General features: G+C 59.6%; 15 protein-coding genes and 1 tRNA gene. 6 read left to right on the forward strand and 10 right to left on the reverse strand.

The genetic code is table 11. The annotated features are described in order from the left end of the window. The first annotated feature begins 280 nt into the window (after nucleotides 1-280). The 4 genes from GH769_RS11335 to GH769_RS11350 all read left to right on the forward strand — a co-directional run bounded on the left by GH769_RS11335 (nucleotide 281) and on the right by GH769_RS11350 (nucleotide 4,768). Nucleotides 281-574, forward strand: a complete 294-nt coding sequence (locus GH769_RS11335) for a hypothetical protein (RefSeq protein WP_014718533.1) — start codon at nucleotides 281-283, stop codon at nucleotides 572-574. Nucleotides 575-810: 236 nt separating this feature from the next. Then, on the forward strand, nucleotides 811-3,525 hold the full coding sequence (gene mgtA, locus GH769_RS11340) for a magnesium-translocating P-type ATPase (RefSeq protein ID WP_032903024.1): 2,715 nt from the start codon (nucleotides 811-813) through the stop codon (nucleotides 3,523-3,525). Nucleotides 3,526-3,589: 64 nt separating this feature from the next. Then, a complete protein-coding gene (locus GH769_RS11345) occupies nucleotides 3,590-3,937 on the forward strand; it encodes a DUF2493 domain-containing protein (RefSeq protein WP_003191350.1) in 348 nt (115 codons plus the stop codon). 18 nt (nucleotides 3,938-3,955) lie between these two features. Next, complete coding sequence (locus tag GH769_RS11350) at nucleotides 3,956-4,768, forward strand: hypothetical protein (protein ID WP_014718536.1); 813 nt, start codon at nucleotides 3,956-3,958, stop codon at nucleotides 4,766-4,768. Here GH769_RS11350 and GH769_RS11355 read toward each other — a convergent pair. Continuing rightward, on the reverse strand, nucleotides 4,765-5,463 hold the full coding sequence (locus tag GH769_RS11355; protein WP_032903063.1) for a tellurite resistance TerB family protein: 699 nt from the start codon (nucleotides 5,461-5,463) through the stop codon (nucleotides 4,765-4,767). The genes GH769_RS11350 and GH769_RS11355 overlap by 4 nt on opposite strands. Nucleotides 5,464-5,587: 124 nt before the next feature. Here GH769_RS11355 and GH769_RS11360 point away from each other — a divergent pair, with 124 nt between their 5' ends. After that, a complete protein-coding gene (locus GH769_RS11360) occupies nucleotides 5,588-6,115 on the forward strand; it encodes a DinB family protein (RefSeq protein ID WP_032903022.1) in 528 nt (175 codons plus the stop codon). Between the two features lie 137 nt (nucleotides 6,116-6,252). Here the strand turns inward: GH769_RS11360 and GH769_RS11365 are convergent, their stop codons facing one another. Continuing rightward, a complete protein-coding gene (locus GH769_RS11365) occupies nucleotides 6,253-6,729 on the reverse strand; it encodes a hypothetical protein (RefSeq protein WP_019817088.1) in 477 nt (158 codons plus the stop codon). 224 nt (nucleotides 6,730-6,953) lie between these two features. Between GH769_RS11365 and GH769_RS11370 the strand changes: the two genes are divergently transcribed. Continuing rightward, a tRNA-Leu gene (locus GH769_RS11370) sits at nucleotides 6,954-7,040 on the forward strand. Between the two features lie 209 nt (nucleotides 7,041-7,249). Here the strand turns inward: GH769_RS11370 and GH769_RS11375 are convergent. The 8 genes from GH769_RS11375 to GH769_RS11410 form a co-directional block, all read right to left on the reverse strand. Beyond that, nucleotides 7,250-9,496: a TonB-dependent siderophore receptor gene (locus GH769_RS11375; RefSeq protein ID WP_014718540.1), complete on the reverse strand. Its 2,247-nt coding sequence runs from the start codon at nucleotides 9,494-9,496 to the stop codon at nucleotides 7,250-7,252. A 158-nt stretch (nucleotides 9,497-9,654) separates the two neighbouring features. Beyond that, nucleotides 9,655-10,638: a siderophore ABC transporter substrate-binding protein gene (locus GH769_RS11380; protein ID WP_032903021.1), complete on the reverse strand. Its 984-nt coding sequence runs from the start codon at nucleotides 10,636-10,638 to the stop codon at nucleotides 9,655-9,657. Further along, nucleotides 10,635-11,417, reverse strand: coding sequence for an ABC transporter ATP-binding protein (locus tag GH769_RS11385; protein ID WP_019817091.1), 783 nt, complete (start codon nucleotides 11,415-11,417; stop codon nucleotides 10,635-10,637). The genes GH769_RS11380 and GH769_RS11385 overlap by 4 nt, the downstream gene beginning before the upstream one ends. Then, nucleotides 11,414-12,364 carry an iron chelate uptake ABC transporter family permease subunit gene (locus GH769_RS11390; protein ID WP_020302741.1) on the reverse strand — a complete coding sequence of 317 codons (951 nt, stop codon included), beginning with the start codon at nucleotides 12,362-12,364 and terminating at the stop codon, nucleotides 11,414-11,416. Before GH769_RS11390 ends, GH769_RS11385 begins: the two co-directional genes overlap by 4 nt. Beyond that, nucleotides 12,361-13,305, reverse strand: a complete 945-nt coding sequence (locus GH769_RS11395; RefSeq protein ID WP_014718544.1) for an ABC transporter permease — start codon at nucleotides 13,303-13,305, stop codon at nucleotides 12,361-12,363. Before GH769_RS11395 ends, GH769_RS11390 begins: the two co-directional genes overlap by 4 nt. Then, on the reverse strand, nucleotides 13,302-15,071 hold the full coding sequence (locus GH769_RS11400) for an ABC transporter ATP-binding protein (RefSeq protein WP_032903020.1): 1,770 nt from the start codon (nucleotides 15,069-15,071) through the stop codon (nucleotides 13,302-13,304). Before GH769_RS11400 ends, GH769_RS11395 begins: the two co-directional genes overlap by 4 nt. Beyond that, nucleotides 15,065-16,858 (reverse strand): ABC transporter ATP-binding protein, encoded by a 1,794-nt coding sequence (locus tag GH769_RS11405; RefSeq protein WP_032903019.1) that lies wholly within the window; start codon nucleotides 16,856-16,858, stop codon nucleotides 15,065-15,067. The genes GH769_RS11400 and GH769_RS11405 overlap by 7 nt, the downstream gene beginning before the upstream one ends. Before the next feature lie 108 nt (nucleotides 16,859-16,966). Beyond that, the gene (locus tag GH769_RS11410) at nucleotides 16,967-17,518 is read right to left on the reverse strand and encodes a sigma-70 family RNA polymerase sigma factor (RefSeq protein WP_014718547.1); all 552 of its coding nucleotides are present in this window, start codon (nucleotides 17,516-17,518) and stop codon (nucleotides 16,967-16,969) included. Nucleotides 17,519-17,605 lie beyond the last annotated feature (87 nt).

The raw sequence follows: 17,605 nt of genomic DNA on the forward strand, positions 1-17,605 counted from the left end.
AACAAACTCTGAACACGGGCTAATTTAATTAATCATGCGTTGACATTCTGTGACGCCCTGAGTAGATTGCCCGTGCCCGCAACTGGGGCCTTTTTTAAACCTCACAAAAGAAGCCAATGGACACAGTATCTAGTCGCTGTCCGAGCACCGCCTCTGCGGGCATCGGGCGCCAAACCCAGAATATGACAGGACTCGCGTTCCAGGTCCGGTAAGCTGCGCTAGAGCTTGATGCTCCATCGTAACTGCCTCACCGGTCGCCCGTCCGGTCCCGAGGTGTGTTATGACCTTCCAACTCCTTGTTTTGCCTGATACACGCACACTGGTCGCCGCCCTGCGCGCCAAGCTGTGCCGAGCGCCGGCGGGCTTTTCGCCAACCCGCTCGACCTTTGTCACACCCTCCCCTCAAGTGCGCCCGGCACCGCCGCTGGCGCACTGGCGTATCTGCCCTGAAAGCGGCCACCTGGTGCAGCATTGGGATCATGCTGACCCTCAAGACCCGCAGAGACCCAAGGTTTCCCGCCTGGCGCAAGCGCGCCTGATGCTCGGTCTTTACCTGAGCACTCGCGCCGCCTGAGCTAGCTGGAAACAGCAACTTTCTTATTGATGACCCTGGAGTTCTTTATGAACAAATCCAGTAGTAGCCCGCTGCACGCTCGTTAACTAACGCGCTGTTATCGGGCCCTTCAGAAGTTATGTGAACACCTTATTTAAACCGATCGCAAAGTTTGCGGCTCGGCATGCTTTCGCTCGCCTGTATTCAGGTAAGTACCGGGTATGTTTTGTCGAGAATTGGCGACAGGAGTACAGACAATGAGCGCCGTAAAAAACACGCCTCTGCACAAAAAAAATGGCACCGCTGCCGACACCAAGCTGTCGATGCGTGCCGCCCGTGAAGCCCACAATGGCCTGGCGGCCACCCTCGCCAATGTACGGGCCACCCAGGACGGCCTAACCGAACTGGACGCTTCGGCGCGTCTGCAACGAGAAGGCTATAACGAAGTCGCCCACGACAAGCCGCCACACGCTATCGTCCAGTTCCTGCAGGCTCTGAACAACCCGTTCATCTACGTGCTGCTGACCCTGGGTGGCATCAGCTTTGTGACTGACTGCTGGCTGCCGATGCAGGAAGGCGAAGAAGCCGACCCGACCAAGGTCGTCATCATCATGACCATGGTGTTGCTCAGCAGCCTGCTGCGTTTCTGGCAGGAACACCGTTCGGCCAAATCCGCCGAGGCCCTCAAGGCCATGGTACGCACCACCGCCACCGTACTGCGCCGCGAGCAGGTTGGTGCTCAGCCCACCTTGCGCGAAGTGCCGATGCGTGACCTGGTGGCCGGCGATATCGTGCAATTGTCCGCCGGCGACATGATCCCCGCCGATATCCGCCTGATCGAGTCCCGCGACCTGTTTATCAGCCAGGCCGTGCTGACCGGCGAAGCCCTGCCGGTGGAGAAGTACGACACCCTGGGCGATGTTACGCAAAAATCCGCCTCTACCCTGGCCGCCGACCAGGGCAACTTGCTGGACTTGCCGAACATCTGCTTCATGGGCACCAACGTGGTCAGCGGCCGCGCTAAAGCAGTGGTGGTGGCAACGGGGCCGCGCACCTACTTTGGCTCCCTGGCCAAGGCGATTGTCGGCTCGCGGGTGCAAACCGCCTTCGACCGGGGCGTGAACAGTGTCAGTTGGCTGCTGATCCGCTTCATGCTGGTGATGGTGCCCATCGTGTTCCTCCTCAATGGCTTCTCCAAGGGCGATTGGGGTGATGCCTTCCTGTTTGCCCTGGCGGTCGCCGTCGGCCTTACCCCGGAAATGCTGCCGATGATCGTCAGCGCCAACCTGGCCAAGGGCGCCACGGCCATGGCCAAGCGCAAAGTAGTGGTCAAGCGCCTCAATGCGATCCAGAACTTCGGTTCGATGGACGTGCTGTGCACCGACAAGACCGGCACCCTCACCCAGGACAAGATCATCCTCGAACATCACGTCAATGCCTTCGGCCAGCGCGATGACGCCGTGCTGTCCCTGGCCTGGCTCAACAGCTTTCATCAGAGCGGCATGAAAAACCTGATGGACCAGGCAGTGGTGCAGTTCTCGGAACAAAACCCCAAGTTCCAGGTGCCGTTTGCCTACAGCAAGGTCGATGAATTGCCGTTCGACTTTGTCCGTCGTCGCCTGTCGATCGTGGTCAAGGATGCCGCCGATGACCAGTTGCTGGTGTGCAAGGGCGCGGTGGAAGAGATGCTGAGCATTTCTACCCATGTCATGGAGGCCGGCGAAGCCTTGCCTCTGGATGACGGCCGTCGTGACGCCCTGCTGGCGCTCGCCAATGACTACAACGAAGACGGTTTCCGCGTGCTGATGGTAGCGACCCGCAATATCCCTAAAGCGCTGGCACGCCAGCAGTACACCACCAGCGACGAGCGCAACCTGGTGATCCAGGGCTTCTTGACCTTCCTCGACCCACCGAAAGAAACCGCAGGCCCGGCGATTGCGGCGCTGCAACAGATTGGCGTGGCGATCAAGGTGTTGACCGGTGACAACGCCGTGGTCACCAGCAAGATCTGCCGCCAGGTTGGCCTGGAACCCGGCCAGCCGCTGCTGGGCGTGGAAATCGAAGCCATGGACGACGCCACCTTGCTGCGTCGCGTGGAAGAACGCACGGTGTTCGCCAAGCTCACGCCGCTGCAAAAATCCCGCGTGCTCAAGGCCCTGCAAGCTAACGGGCACACCGTCGGCTTCCTCGGCGACGGCATCAACGATGCACCGGCGCTGCGGGATGCCGATGTGGGTATTTCGGTGGACAGCGGCACCGACATCGCCAAGGAATCGGCCGACATCATCCTGCTGGAAAAGAGCCTGATGGTGCTGGAAGAAGGCGTGCTCAAGGGCCGCGAAACCTTCGGCAATATCATGAAGTACCTGAACATGACCGCCAGCTCCAACTTCGGCAACGTGTTCTCGGTGCTGGTGGCCAGTGCGTTCATCCCGTTCATGCCCATGCTGGCGATCCATCTGCTGCTGCAGAACCTGATGTATGACATCTCCCAACTGGCCCTGCCGTGGGACAAGATGGACAAGGAATACCTGGCCAAGCCACGCAAGTGGGATGCGAAAAACATCGGCCGCTTCATGATCTGGATTGGCCCTACCTCGTCGATCTTTGACATCACCACCTTTGCGCTGATGTGGTACGTGTTCTCGGCCAACAGTGTGGAAATGCAGACCCTGTTCCAGTCCGGCTGGTTTATCGAGGGGCTGCTTTCGCAAACCCTGGTGGTGCATATGCTGCGCACCCGCAAGATCCCGTTCTTCCAGAGCACGGCCGCCTGGCCGGTGTTGATGATGACCTGCATCGTGATCGCCCTGGGCATCTACGTACCGTTCTCGCCACTGGGCACCCTGGTGGGCCTGCAACCGCTGCCGCTGGCGTACTTCCCATGGCTGGTGGGCACCTTGCTGGCTTACTGCTGCGTCGCCCAACTGATGAAGACGATCTACATCCGCCGCTTCAAACAGTGGTACTGACCCTCCCCGCCGTTCAAACGCAGGCGGCTGCCTGGTCGCCTGCGTGCAATACAAGGATTTGCTCATGCGCGTGTTGATCTGTGCAGGTCGTCATTACGCCGACACCAAAAAGTCCCGCCATGTGCTGGACGCTTACCACCGCCTGCGCCCGGTGCAGGTACTGATTCACGGCGGCAACCAGTTCCTGGGCAGTGAGATCGAGGAATGGGCGCGGGAAATCGGTATCGACGTGGTGCGTTATCCACCCAATTGGCAGCGCCATGGCAAACAGGCGGAACGCCAGCGCAACCACTTCATGCTGGCCGACAGCCGCCCCGACCTGATCATTGCCCTGCCGGGTGGTGACGATACCTCGGAGCTGGTTTGCCAGGCCAAAGCCAGCGGCATTTCGGTGCTGACCGTAGAAAGCTGAATTCAAGCGAGGTGCATCATGCACAAAAAATACACGCCGGCACGCCGCGACGGGTTTACCAAATATCGCGCACGCCACTCTCGTCACACCCTGCTGTTACTGCCGCCAGCAAAGCGCCGTGCATTGCAGCGCAACTTGATCTTTATCGGCATGACCCTGGGCCTGGTCTTTGTCGTCGCGTTGATTTCAAAAGCCCAAGCCGCAGGCGGCGCTTATGTGGTTGATGACGGTGCGATCAACGCGCCGGGGGAATGCAACGTCGACGCCTGGTACAGCGCCCATCGGCACGCGGGCAGCACCCACAACAGCAGCTTGTCGCCCGCGTGCACGTTCAGCGCTATGCCTGCCGTGCAATGGGGCGCCGCGTTGTCACGGGCCGTGGATGCAGGCAAAGGCGAGACGCAGATCAACCCGCAAGCCAAGGTGCAGGTGCTGTCACGACAAGAGTTGGGCTTGGAACTGGCGATTGCGGTCGGGGCGCATGTCGCGCTGGATCGCCATCACGGGTTTGATGGCGCAGACCTGAACGTCCCATTGACATGGCAACCCCTGGCACCCTTGCGCCTGAACCTTAACGCCGGTTGGGGCCACGCCTACAACGACGGTGATCAACAGCATCGCCTGACGTGGGGCACGGGGTTCGAATATCAGTTGGCAGAGAAGCTCACGCTGATTGGCGAGCGCTATGGCCAGGAAGGCGGCGAACAGGCCTGGCAGGCTGGGCCGCGCTTGCACATTGGTGAGTGTGTCGACGTGGACCTGCTGGTCGGGCGCAGCCTGATTGGCGATCGCGCCCAGTGGCTGACCACTGGGGCGACACTGAGGTTCTAGGCGTTGGCCTGCTGCTCCAGATGCACCTGCAATTGCGGATCGATGTGCAACTGACCAGCCAGGTCGTCAAGGTAATTGCGCTCGGCGTCCTGCTGATCATCGACCAGCATCACGCTCGCCAGGTAAATCTCCGCAGCAAGTGCCCGGTCATTGGCATACTCGGCAAAATCGGCGGCATCCAGGGGCTTGGCGACTTCGGCGTCGAGCCACTGCTGCAACTGAGGGTCGTCGGTGTGACGGCCAATCTCGGCAGAAATCATTTGCTGCTCTTGCGCATCGATTTTGCCATCGGCCTTGGCCGCCGCGATCAACGCACGCAGTACGCCGTGGCTATGGGCTTCGGCTTCAGGCCCTTCAAGCTGGTCAACGGTCTGGATAGCTTGCTGCGGGGCCGAAGCCTGTTGGCGTTGCCACGCTTGGTACGCCTGGAACGCCGCCATGCCCAGGGACGCCAGCGCCGCGTAGTTCATCCCACCGCCGCTACGCGTTTGGGTGGCCCCACCCGCCGGCGCGCCGCCTAACAAGCCACCCAGGCCACCTAATAAACCACCCAAACCGCCGCCCGCCGCAGACGCATTGCCGGTGCCGGCGCCCTTCAACAACCCTCCAAGCAACCCGCCCAGGCCGCCGCCCGCAGCTCCGCCGCCTTGCTGCCCTGCACGCAACAGTTGTTCCAGTAGATCGCTGGTATTCATGGTGTCGCCCTCCGGGGCGCAATAGTGGCGTTGATCAAACATAGTCCTCCCCTGATGGAACACCATGACCGTCGGGCGGGCAAGCTTTATGATGGCGCGATCACGCCAAGAAGGGAGAACCGCGGTGAACCGCATCGAGCACATTGCGCTGATGGCCACCTATAACCAATGGATGAACCGCAAGGTCTACGACGCCGCCGCCGCCCTGACGCACGCGCAGTTGACCCTGGACCGCCAAGCGTTTTTCGGTTCGATCTTCGGCACCTTGAACCACCTGATGCTGGGTGACACCGTCTGGCTCAAGCGCTTCGCCGAACACCCGGCCAACTTTGCGGCCTTGGCGCCGCTGAACGGGGTTGCCACGCCCGGCGACCTCACGCAACTGGCCTTCGCCAGCCTTGCCGAACTAGCGGCCCATCGCGCCTGGCTGGATCAACTCATCATCGATTGGGCCCACAGCCTGCACGAGCCCCACCTCGACCAACGCCTGCGCTATCACAACATGCGCGGCGTGGCCGCCGAGAAACCCTTCTTCGGTTTGCTGGTGCACTTTTTCAACCACCAGACTCATCACCGCGGCCAGGTGACGACACTGCTGAGCCAGGCGGGTGTGGACGTAGGGGTCACCGACTTGCTGGCGCTGATTGACTGAAGGCCGACACGGTCAATGTGGGAGCTGGCTTGCCTGCGATGGCGGTGTAACGGGTTCAATACCTGTGACTGACACATCGCTATCGCAGGCAAGCCAGCTCCCACAGTTGCGCTATATTGCCCACAGCATCAGTGCTGTCACTTCACCTTGCTGCTCAAGTTTTCCACACTGCGCTTCACATCATCCAGGCTTCGCTTGAGGCCGTCGATTTCGCTTTTCTGCCGCTCTATCGTGCTCTTCTGCTCATCCACCGTACGCTTGAGACTCGACAGCTGGCTGTCACTGCTACTGGCACTCGAGCCGTCCTTGCGCTTGAACTCATCAAACGCCCGCTCCTGGCCCTCCACTTTGCTTTTCAAGCTTTGCAATTCGCTTTGACTCTGTTTTTGCCCAGCCTGCAGCGCCTCGACATCACCCACGGAAACACCCGAGGGCTTCAACACATAGGCGCCGCCCACATCCATCGAGCCGGCCGTCAACTTGTCTGAAGACGACGCACTGAACTCCCCCCACTGCACCGCACTCCCCGCCTGCGCCAGACTGAATACGCCAGTGCCCAACAACCCCGCGACACCTGCGGCCATGATCCAAGCCTGCTTACGGATACTGAGCATCAAACGACTCCCTGCGAAAATGCCGAAATGGCCTATCGCTATGACTGTCATTTATGGGGCTTGTTCCTGGGTGGCTTGCGTTCATCTGGACTTGACACAAAGGCCCTGTAGATCACTGATCTGCCACGCTTTTTCCTGCGCATCTTTATGCGGGAAAACCGGCTTGGAGGTTGCGCTGAAGCGGCTGGATCTATATATTCCCAACCCTGTTACACCGCGCTACCGCCCGAATGGCGAAACTGGTAGACGCATGGGACTTAAAATCCCCCGCTCGTAAGGGCGTCCCGGTTCGATTCCGGGTTCGGGCACCATCTCCTGTTCCACTGACGGCCAGCACTGTTTGTGGAACCCTTGAAAACCCGCCGTTTGGCGGGTTTTTTCGTTTATGGCGTTTCGTCGGTTTCCGTATGTTTGCAGACTTTCGTGTTTCCGAACTCTGCCAGCGAGGAAGCGCTCAGCCTGTATGAACGCTGGCTTGGCATTCCTCGCCAGGGTCCAGTGCTTTTGGACTTGCAAACCCTCAGAAATCTACCGTACCCGAGAGCAATACCGTGCGCGGCGCGCCCAAGCCGCCAGAAAGGCCGCTGCCATCCCCGCCGTTCCACGAACCAAGCCAGTACGCCTTATTGGTGACGTTCTGCACGGTGGCGCGCAAGGTCACAGGCTTGGTCTCGACCTTGAAGGCATAGCGAGCCCCCACATCGTAGGTGGTGTACGAGTCCAACGACACCCGATGATCGTTGGTCGCGTATTGTTTGCCCGTGTGGTTGATGTTGCCGGTCAGGGTCAACCCAGGGACGTCGAGGAGGTCATACTCCGTGCCTAGCTTGGCAATCACCTTGGGCACGCCTGTCACTTGCTTGTCTTTGACACCACCGGTGACCACCTTGGTCATTTCTGCCTGGGTATAGGTCGCACCGCCCATCAGGCGCAATCTTGGTTGCAACTCGCCAAAGAACGACCATTCCACGCCACGGTTTTGTTGCTCGCCGTAGACGCCGAAGACATTGGTGAGCGGATCGGTAAAGGCACTGGGCTTCTCAATCTGGAACAGGCTGACGGTATGGGCGAAAGAGCCCAGGTCTACCTTGGTCCCCAGTTCGTATTGCTTGGTCTGGTACGGCTGCATGACCGCACCTGCGTTCTCTGCCGAGTCAGGGGCCGACGCGCCTTGGCTGAGGCCCTCGATGTAGTTGGCATAGAGCGACACCTCATCCGTCACCTTGACCAGAAGTGCGGTGGCGGGCGAGACACGGCTTTCGTCATAGCTGGTTTTCGAAGCCCTGGGGCCGAAAGCGTCGGTGGTGTTTTGCACGCGCTGACGACGGGCGCCTACGGTCCATTGCACACGGCCTTCGGCGAAGGACAGCGTATCGGCAATCGCATAGCTGCCCAGGTTGGCCCTGGTTTGCGAGGTGGTTGCACCATAGCCCGGGAAGGTCGGCGCGTTGCCAAAGTCGAGGTTGTCGTAATTTGTGGTGCCGGGGATGGCGGCTCTCGCGTCCTTGAAACTGTTGTCGGAGGTAAAACGGGTCGCGGCGATGGTCCAGGCATGATCCACGGGGCCCGTCTGGAATTTGCCCTTCAACCCGACCTCACCCGATTGCTGGGTGCCACTGCGAATCGAACGAATGGCCGAAGAGCTGATGCCACCCACATTGTTCACCAGGGTGCTTGAGTTGATCATCGCGTTGTAACCACCATCGCGCTGCCCCCACGCCGCGTAGGCAGTAAGCGAATCCGTCAGGTCGTATTCGCCCCGCACCATCGTGGTAGTGGTGTTGTTGATGGTGTAGGCCCACTTGGGTGCCAACGCATAATCGCCCTTCTTGGGGCTTGGCAAGTGGGTGACGTTGGGGGCAATTGTGTTGATCCCGAAGTAGTTGAGACCATCAATGCGTTCACGCTGTTTGTAGAAATCGAGCGATATCCGAGCCCGCTCGCCACGCCAATCCAGCCCGAGGGAAGACAGTGCCATTTTGTGTTGCTGATTATCCACGGGGGTATCGCCGTCACGGTAAACGCCGTTGAAGCGCACACCAAACTGCTTCTGATCACCAAAACGTTGCCCCAGGTCCGCGTGCACACCCCCTAGGCCCCGGGACTCATAAGTGGTGGTCAAGCGTGCCAACGGTTCGTCGCCGGCGCGCTTGGGTACCAGATTGATGCTGCCACCTACACTGCCGCTTGGCGGCATGCCGTTGAGCAGCGCCGAAGGGCCCTTGAGCACTTCGATGCGCTCCGCCAATTCGGTAGAGCCGCGCATATTCGGCGCCATGCCGACCAGGCCGTTAAAGGTGATGTCATCGGCGTTGCTGTAGAAGCCGCGGATGAAAAAGGTTTCAAAGTTGCTTCGTTTGGTGGGCACGTACACCGAGGGGTCGGTCGCACCGATCACCGAGCCGATATCCTGCGCCTGACGGTTCTGTATGTATTCATCGGTATAGCTGATGGTATTGAAAGGCGTCTCCATGAAATCCTTGTTGCCCAACAGCCCAACGCGGCTGCCGGAGGCAACCTGCCCGCCAGCATAAGCCGGCGGCAGACCTGTAGCGGGGTCCATGACGCCCTCCACCACCGTTTCCGACAACTCCAGGCTGGCGCTGCTTGTGCCTGCTTGCGGGGCAGCGCTCGCGGCGGTGGGCGCCGCCGTCAGCCCCAGTACCAGCGCCATCTGCACAGCCGTGAACATATGACTCAAAGTAAAGCGTTGCGCAGCCTGCGGTGAATCAGGGGTAGCGCGATGTTGGCGACAGCGTTCCGACATGCTGAATTCCTTTTGATTCGGAGAATGTGTATGTGCTCACTAGGCTTTCCGAACCAGAAGGCAAAACCCTCAATAACAATCATTAGCATTTGTGTTTTTTTGAAAATAAAGGCGAGTGCCTGCACGGCACCCGCCCTTGCGCCCCCAAGCACAGCGGGTCAGCCCTTGTAGCCTTGAACCACCTCGTCGGCCATGCGACCCAGGCACGTTGCACTGACGGTACACAGGTACCAGGTCTGGGCGTCGACAAAGATCACACGTCCGTTGGTCCAGGCCTTGGTTTTGCGCAGCAGCGGGTTATCCAGGCTCTTCATGTCCAGCGCCGGCCGCCGTTCCATCACTGCGGTACGGTCGATCACGTAGAGAATGTCGGGATCGGCCTGCTGGATGAATTCATTGGAGATGGGCTGGCCATGTAAGCCAGCCTCGATGTCGGTGCTGGCGGGTTTTACGCCCAGGGTGTCGAAGATGAAACCGTAGCGCGACTTCACGCCATAGGAGGTGAATGCGCCGTTGTTATGCAAAACGATCAGCGCTTTCTCCGGGCGCCCATCGGTGACGCGCCGAGTCTGTTCAACCTTGGCGTCCATTTGCGCAACCTTCTGACGAGCCAACGCTTCTTTGCCTAGAATGCGCCCCAGGGTCATGAGGTGATCCTTGGCGGTGGCGAAGAGATTGCCGTGTTGGTTGGTCAGGTCCACATCGTCATAGAGCGTCGGTGCGATCTGGCTCAGTTCTGCGTAACTTTGCGCCTGCAGCGGCGAGATCAGGATCAGGTCGGGCTTGAGGGCATGCAACCGTTCAAGGTTGGGTTGGATGGTCGACCCCACGTCCATGATGTTCGGATTGTCACGGTACTTGATAAGGAAACTCGCGACATAGTCCTTGGCGATACCCACCACCGGCGCGTCCAGCTGGTCGAGTGTATCGAGTTCACTCATATCGAACGCCACCACACGTTGGGGGAGCTGGGTGATCATCGTGCTACCCAGTGGATGCTCGATCTTGATCGGCTCGTAGTGCGTATGCGCAGCGACTGGCGCGGACGCCTGTGCCGAGGGTTTGTCACAGCCCTGCAGGCCGGCCGCCACCGCGACCGCCAGCAGTGCCCCACGGATTGTTTTTGCCTTACCAATACTCATATCTGCTCCCTTGATAATGATGGGTTGAAGTAGTTGCAGACGAACCCCTGCTCGCTCTGCAGAATCTCGAAATCCAAATCAAAGAGATCGCGCAGGTGCGCCTCGGTGACAACCTCCGCTACCGGGCCACGCAAGTGCACCGCGCCGTTTTTCATGGCCACGATATGATCGGAGTAGTTGGCCGCGAAGTTGATGTCATGCACCACCAGAATCACGGTGCGACCTTGTTCGTCACATAAGCGGCGCAGCGCACGCATGATTTGTACGGCATGCTTCATGTCCAGGTTATTGAGCGGCTCGTCCAACAGCAGGTAATCGGTTTGCTGGGCAATGGTCATTGCCAGGAACGCCATTTGCCGCTGCCCGCCGCTCAGCTCGTCGATGTAAGAAAGGCGTAATGGTTGCAACGACAGAAACTCGATGGCTTCGTCAATGACCTGGCGATCCTGGACGGTGAGCGCCCCTCGGCTATAAGGGAAACGCCCGAAAGCCACCAATTCTTCAACGGTCAGCCGCAGGTTGAAATCGGGTGTCTGGCGTAAGGTGGCGACACGCCTGGCATATTCGCGGATGGGCACATCCGCAATGCTACGCCCGCCAATCAGCAGTTCGCCGCGGGTCGGCGCCAGCAGACGTGCGATCAACATCAGCAAGGTAGTCTTGCCTGCCCCGTTGGGTCCAATCAGCGAAGTCACCTGCCCTGGCGGGAACTGAACGCTGACGTCACTCAGGACGTGCTTGGTGCCGTAGGTCTTATAGACGTGACGAAGGGAAATCATGAAGCGCCTCGGGTTCGAATCATCAGCGCGAGGAAATACCCGCCGCACACCAGGTTGATGAGAATGCTGACGGAGGTGTTGTAGTTGAACATCTGCTCGACCACGTACTGGGCGACGATGAAAATGCCAATGGCAATGGCGCAACTCATGGGCAATGTAATCCGGTGCCGGGCGGTGCGGGCAAGCGCATAGGTGATGTTTGCCACAAACACGCCCATGAAAGCCGTCGGCCCGACAAGACTGGTTGAGACAGCCACCAGAATCGCGATCAGCGCAAGTTGCAGGCGCACGCTGCGTTGAAAATCGACACCCAGGGAAATCGCCTGGTCACGCCCCAGCGACAACACATCGAGCACCGGCAGGCTTCTTTGCGCGATAAAGCACGCCGCCGCCACCAGCAGCCCCGAATAGATCACTTGCGTGGGTTGCGCCTTGTTAAAGGAGGCGTAGTTGAAACCCTGGAAGATCGAGAACTCACCAGGGCTGATCTTCAGTTGGATAAACTGGGTAAAGGTGCCCATCACCATGCTCAGTACCAGCCCAAGCAGGAGCAGCAGGTACACGTTGTTGCGTCCGTCATGGAACAGCCAACGGTGAATGAGCCCTGAATAAGCGAGCATCAACAGGATCGACAACAATACGTTACCGTTACGCCCCAACAGCACCAGGCTCTGGGTACCCAGCACCAGGATCAGCAAGGCCTGGAACAACAGGTAGATTGCCTCATACCCCATGATCGCCGGCGTCAGTATTCGGTTGCCGGCAAGGGTCTGGAAAATCACCGAAGAATAAGCAACGCATACTCCGGCAATAACCATCGCGGCCAAACGGGTCATTCGCTTGGGAATGACGTACTCGAAGTCAAAGCCTGAGCCCAACAACAGGAACGCTATCGCCAGGACCAGCACCAGTGCCCATAGACCATAGCGGGTAGCCACACGCCTCATGCGTATTTCCTGATCAGCAACACCAGGAACAACACACCGCCTACGCTTCCCGCGGTGAGACCGATGGGCACTTCGAAGGGATAGATCAACAAGCGGCCGAGAATGTCGCACGCCAGCAACAGCGACGCGCCGCACAACGCGACGATGGGCAATGTTCGCTCCAGGTTCTCGCCGTAGTGCAACGCCACCAGGTTGGGAATAACCAGCCCGACAAAGGGAATGGCCCCTACGGTAATGACCGTGGCGGAAACGGTGACCGCCACCAGCATCAACCCCAACGCCGCATTTGCCGTGTAGTTCAGGCCCAAGCTGCCGGCCATGCCCTCGCCCATGCCGAGTACAGTAAAGCGGTGCGCGAACAGATAAGTGAGCACGACTATCGGCAAGATCAGGTAGATGATCTCGTAATTGCCCTGGACGATCTTCGAGAAGTCTCCGAGCATCCAGCCCTGCATGCTCTGCAAGATATTGTGACGATAGGCGTAGAACTCGGCGATGGCGCTCAATACGCTGCCGTACATCAGGCCGATGACCGGAACCATTACGGTGTTCTTGAACTTGATGCGGCGGATGATCGCGACATAAAGCAGGCTCGCCGCAAAGCAAAACGCCAAGGCAAACAGCATACGGCCGGCCGCACCGGCAGCGGGGGCCACCGTCAATGAAATCAGAATGCCCAGCTTTGCTGCATCCAGCCCGCCGGAAGTTGCCGGTTCGACGAAGCGGTTGCGCACGATCTGCTGCAGAATCACGCCGCACACGGCCAGCCCCACCCCCGTGAGAATCAGGGCGGCCAGGCGAGGAAGGCGGCTGGCAGTCAGTGTCAGCCAAGCGTCATCGGATAACGTGAACAGTGCCGTCCAGGAAACCTCTTTGACCCCCACCATCAACGAAAGGCAACAAAGCACGGCAAACACGCAGAGTAAGATTGCACGGCTCAAGAACCGCCCTCACCGTCTGATTCTCCAGCAATCCGCCAGCCTTTCGCGGCTTGGCGTTGGGCGAGAAAGTGCGCGTAGAGCCCTGGCTTGGCATTCAACTGCGCATGGGAGCCCTGCTCGCTGATCTGGCCGTGGTCGAGCACTAGAATCTGGTCGGCCATGACCACTGTCGACAGCTGGTGCGCGATGACAATCAGCGTGCGCGTGCCGCGTAAACGCGCCAACGCTTGCGCGATCGCCGCTTGGTTCTCGGCGTCGAGAGCGGCGGTGGCCTCATCGACCAACAAAATCGGCGCCTCTTTGATCAGCGCACGGGCGATAGAGATTCGCTGTCGCTCTCCCCCGGACAGGCGTGCACCGCCCTCGCCTACTGGCGTGTCCAGGCCTTGGGGCAAGCGTTCGATGATCTCCAGGACGCCAGCCTGTGTTGCTGCTTGCATCACTTGGGCATCAGTGGCATCGGGTTTACCGATGCGAATGTTGTCGGCGATGCTGCCCTGGAACAGGTAAGCATCCTGAAAGATCTGGCTGATCTGACCGGCCAGCTGCCCACTGGACATCTGCCGAACATCTACACCGCCCACCATCACGCGGCCTTGCGTCACATCGAAAAAGCGCGCAATCAGCCGCACCAGGGTGGTCTTGCCCGAGCCAGAAGCACCGACCAGCGCCGTCATGCTGCCGGGCTCGATACGCAGGCTGACATCGCGCAACACATCGGCCTGATCCTCGGCATAGCAAAAGCTCACGTTTTCCAATACGACCGATCCATCGACCGGCGCTTGCGGGGCCTGCGGCTCCGGCAAAGGGTCGACCTCGAAGATTTCGCGCACGGCATCAAGCTGACCGCGCGCGCCACGTAGCACTTCGCTATAACCTGCGACCTCCAGAAGCGGGTCGATAAAGCGGCTGACCAACAGCAACGACACGATCACGGCTATGACCGAAGACGGTGCCAGGCTTGCGCTCAACTGATCACCCAGCCATAGCGTGGCAGCCACCAGCAAGACGGCGAAGCCGGCCTGCACCGCCCAGGCATTGAACACCACCGACATCGCCGAGACGTGGATCAGCCGCTTTGCAGACTGCTGCTGGCGCCCGATGGCCTGCTCGAGAAACTGGGTGCCGCCGTCCTCGCCATTAAAGGCGCGGAGCACCGATTGTGCCTGGGCAAACTCGACCATGCGCTGGCTGGTCTGCGCGGCGCTGTGCTGAAAGCGTTGGTCGGCGCGCTGCCCCAGATGAGCGGTCAGCGCAAAGATACCCAACAAGAGGGGTAAAGCCAGTAGCGCGATCAATCCTATTTGCCAATGTAAGTTGAACAACGCGGCAACGATTACAACCGGTGTGACCACCCCTGTGATCAACGGCGTGAAAACGTGGGCCGGAAGCTGAGCCAATTCCATCATGCCCTGGGAGGCTAAATGGCTCAGTCGTGCGGTATTTTGTGCGCTGAACCAACCGACCGGCAAACGCGCCACATGGTCGCCGAGCCGATGACGACCACGCTGCAGAACAGCGATACCGACGCGGATACCCGCCTTCTCCACCGTCCGTCGCAAGGCCCAGCAAACCAGCACCCCGATCACGAGCGCAGTCAGCCATTGCCCTGCTGAGCGCACATCACCGTTCAGCAGACGAGTGAGCACCGGTACCAGAGTGACAATCGTCAGCCCGCAGAGCAGGCCGTAGACGAGCGTCATCCAAAGGTAGCGGCGCAATACGCGGGCATCTTCGCCCAGCAGTTGATTAAAGGTTTTCAGCATGACGATACCGCCTGTTCCTTGGCCTGTTCGTAGCCGCCCAGCGCCCACATTCGAGCGTAGCGGCCGTTGCGGGCGAGCAGTTCGTGGTGGCGTCCCTGCTCGCAGATCGTGCCGTTGTCGATCAGGATGATGTGGTCAGCATGCATCACCGTATCGAGGCGGTGCGCGATCACCATCAAGGTTCGGCCCCGGGCGAAGCGCGACAGTGCTTGTTGAAGCTTCACCTCGTTCTCGGCATCGGCCGCCGCCGTGGCTTCGTCGAGCACCAGCAGTGGTGGGTCCAACAATATGGCGCGGGCAATACTCACGCGCTGCAACTCGCCGCCGGAAAGCTGTACATCCTCCCCGATCACCGAGTCGTAACCTCGCGGCAAGGCGCAGATGCGCTCATGGATATTGGCAGTGCGGGCTGCGTCTTCGATTTCCTGCTGACTGGCCGAGGGGCGGCCCAGGGCGATGTTGTCGCGCAGGCTGGCATGGATAAGGCGTACCTCCTGCAACACAAAACCGATGCGCCGGTACAACTGCGCGCTCTCGATCCGCCTGAGGTCGACGCCGCCCAAGGTGATGCGCCCTTCACTCGGGTCGAAGAAGCGCAGCAACAGACGGGCCAGGGTCGACTTGCCGGAGCCCGAAGCACCGACAATCGCGGTCACCGTGCCCGGCTTGAGAATGAAGTTGACGTCCTTGAGCACCGGGGTCTGGCCGTCGTAGCTGTAGCCGAGCTGCTCGACACGTATTTCGGCATTTTCCGGCAACGCTGGCGCGGCAGCTGCCAAGGTTTCCAGCACGGGCGTTTGCAACAGCGTATGAACGCGCTGCGCTGCGCCCGTAGCATTGTTCAAGTCATGAGTAACGTAGCTCAGCAGCAACAGCGGCGCACAGATTCCCGGCGCCACCAAGGCAAAGGGCAACACGTCTATCGGTGTGATCCAGCCCAGGCTCACCCAAAGCGTCCCAAACGTCAGCACTACGCCGAGCACCGCCACCGGGGCAATCATCGCGTGAGCGTTGGCCATCGCGCTGACCAGCGGGCGGGTGAAGTCGGTAAAGGCCTCAGCGAAGCCATCAACCGCCTTGCGGTAGCTGCCATGGGCCTTGCCCTCGACCCCGAAAGCCTTGACCACAGGAATGCCATTGACGAACTCAACCACAGCATTATTGATGCGTGCCATGCCGGCGCCAAATGACTGCATGTTCGCCCCACTGGCCTTGGTGGCCCTGGAGAAAAACAGGAAGAACAGCGGGAACGGCAACAGCGAAACAATCGCCATGCGCCAGTCCATGACGAATAGGTAGAGAACCGAAACAAGAATTGCGCCGATGGTACGACCCAAGGTGGTAAAGAAGTGCGCGGTCAGGCTGTGCAACGTGCCAATGTCGTCTTGCATCGCTTGCTTGACCTCGCCGGAAGCCCGACTGGTAAACCATCCCAATGGCACCTTGGCCAGACGGCGGGTAATCGCCCGACGCAAATGGCCGGTGATGCGGTTGTCGGCCAGGTGCGCAGCCATTTCGCCCAGCGAAATCAAGGTCATCCCGAGAAACAGGCAGGCCAGACTGATGATGACAACCCGCCAGACTTGATCCTGCATCTGGCTCCAGGCTGTCGCCACCTCATCTTGGGCCATTGCAAGCTGTGCGATATGGGCGATACCGGCCAGGGGCACCAGCGTCAGCATGGTACCGATGGCGGCCAATACCGCCGCGACTATCAGTTGCCCACGTATGGGTCTGAGTATCTGAGATACCGTGCCGGCAACGCCGGGTTCATCTGTAGCACTCATGAGTTCTCCTGAATAACCACTGCAGGTAGCCTGAAGGGCACCTGGCTTCCTTTAGGTTTGAGTGGTATGCGCTGCGTACTTTGTATTCCGAACGGCAACGCAAAATCCTCAATCGAGACGTTCATTAATCGATGAGGCGGTGCCAGGCACCAGCCCGGGCACGAATGGGTAGCAGGCTCGCAGGCCAGACGCGATGTACTTCTCGACGGAAGACACCGACACTTTCAACTCGCAGGCAATGTCGCGGTGGCCCATACCATGCAACTTGCACAGCAGCAGCGCTTGGCGGGTTTTGGCTGGCTTGCGGCGCAATGCGTCATCGATCTGAGCCAGCGCTTCACTCACGAGGGCACGTCGCTCCTCTGACGGGACCAACAGTTCGGCCTGCAACTTGAGCGCCTCCAGATGGCGGGCCTCAAGATGACGTCGGCGATAAAGATCGATCACCATGCCTTTGGCGATTTGGGTCAGGTGGGCGCGAGAATCCTCGGTGGAAGGAACCCGGCCTTTCTTGATGAGATTGAGATAGACATCGTGAGCGAGATCAGCGGCATCGACCGAGCTGCCCAACTTGCGGCGCAACAGGCTGCATAGCCAACCGTGATGGTCGACATAGAGCTTTTCAAATTGCTGCGTGGACGCGAACGCTCCGTTGTTCACAACACCTCTCCTGAGACGGTCAATTCGCGATCAGCTTTTGACTAATGCGAATAGGTATGATTATTATTTAACATCATACGGCGTTCA

Origin of the sequence: Pseudomonas sp. CFSAN084952 (assembly GCF_009648855.1) — a bacterium.
Lineage (GTDB): Bacteria > Pseudomonadota > Gammaproteobacteria > Pseudomonadales > Pseudomonadaceae > Aquipseudomonas > Aquipseudomonas paracarnis.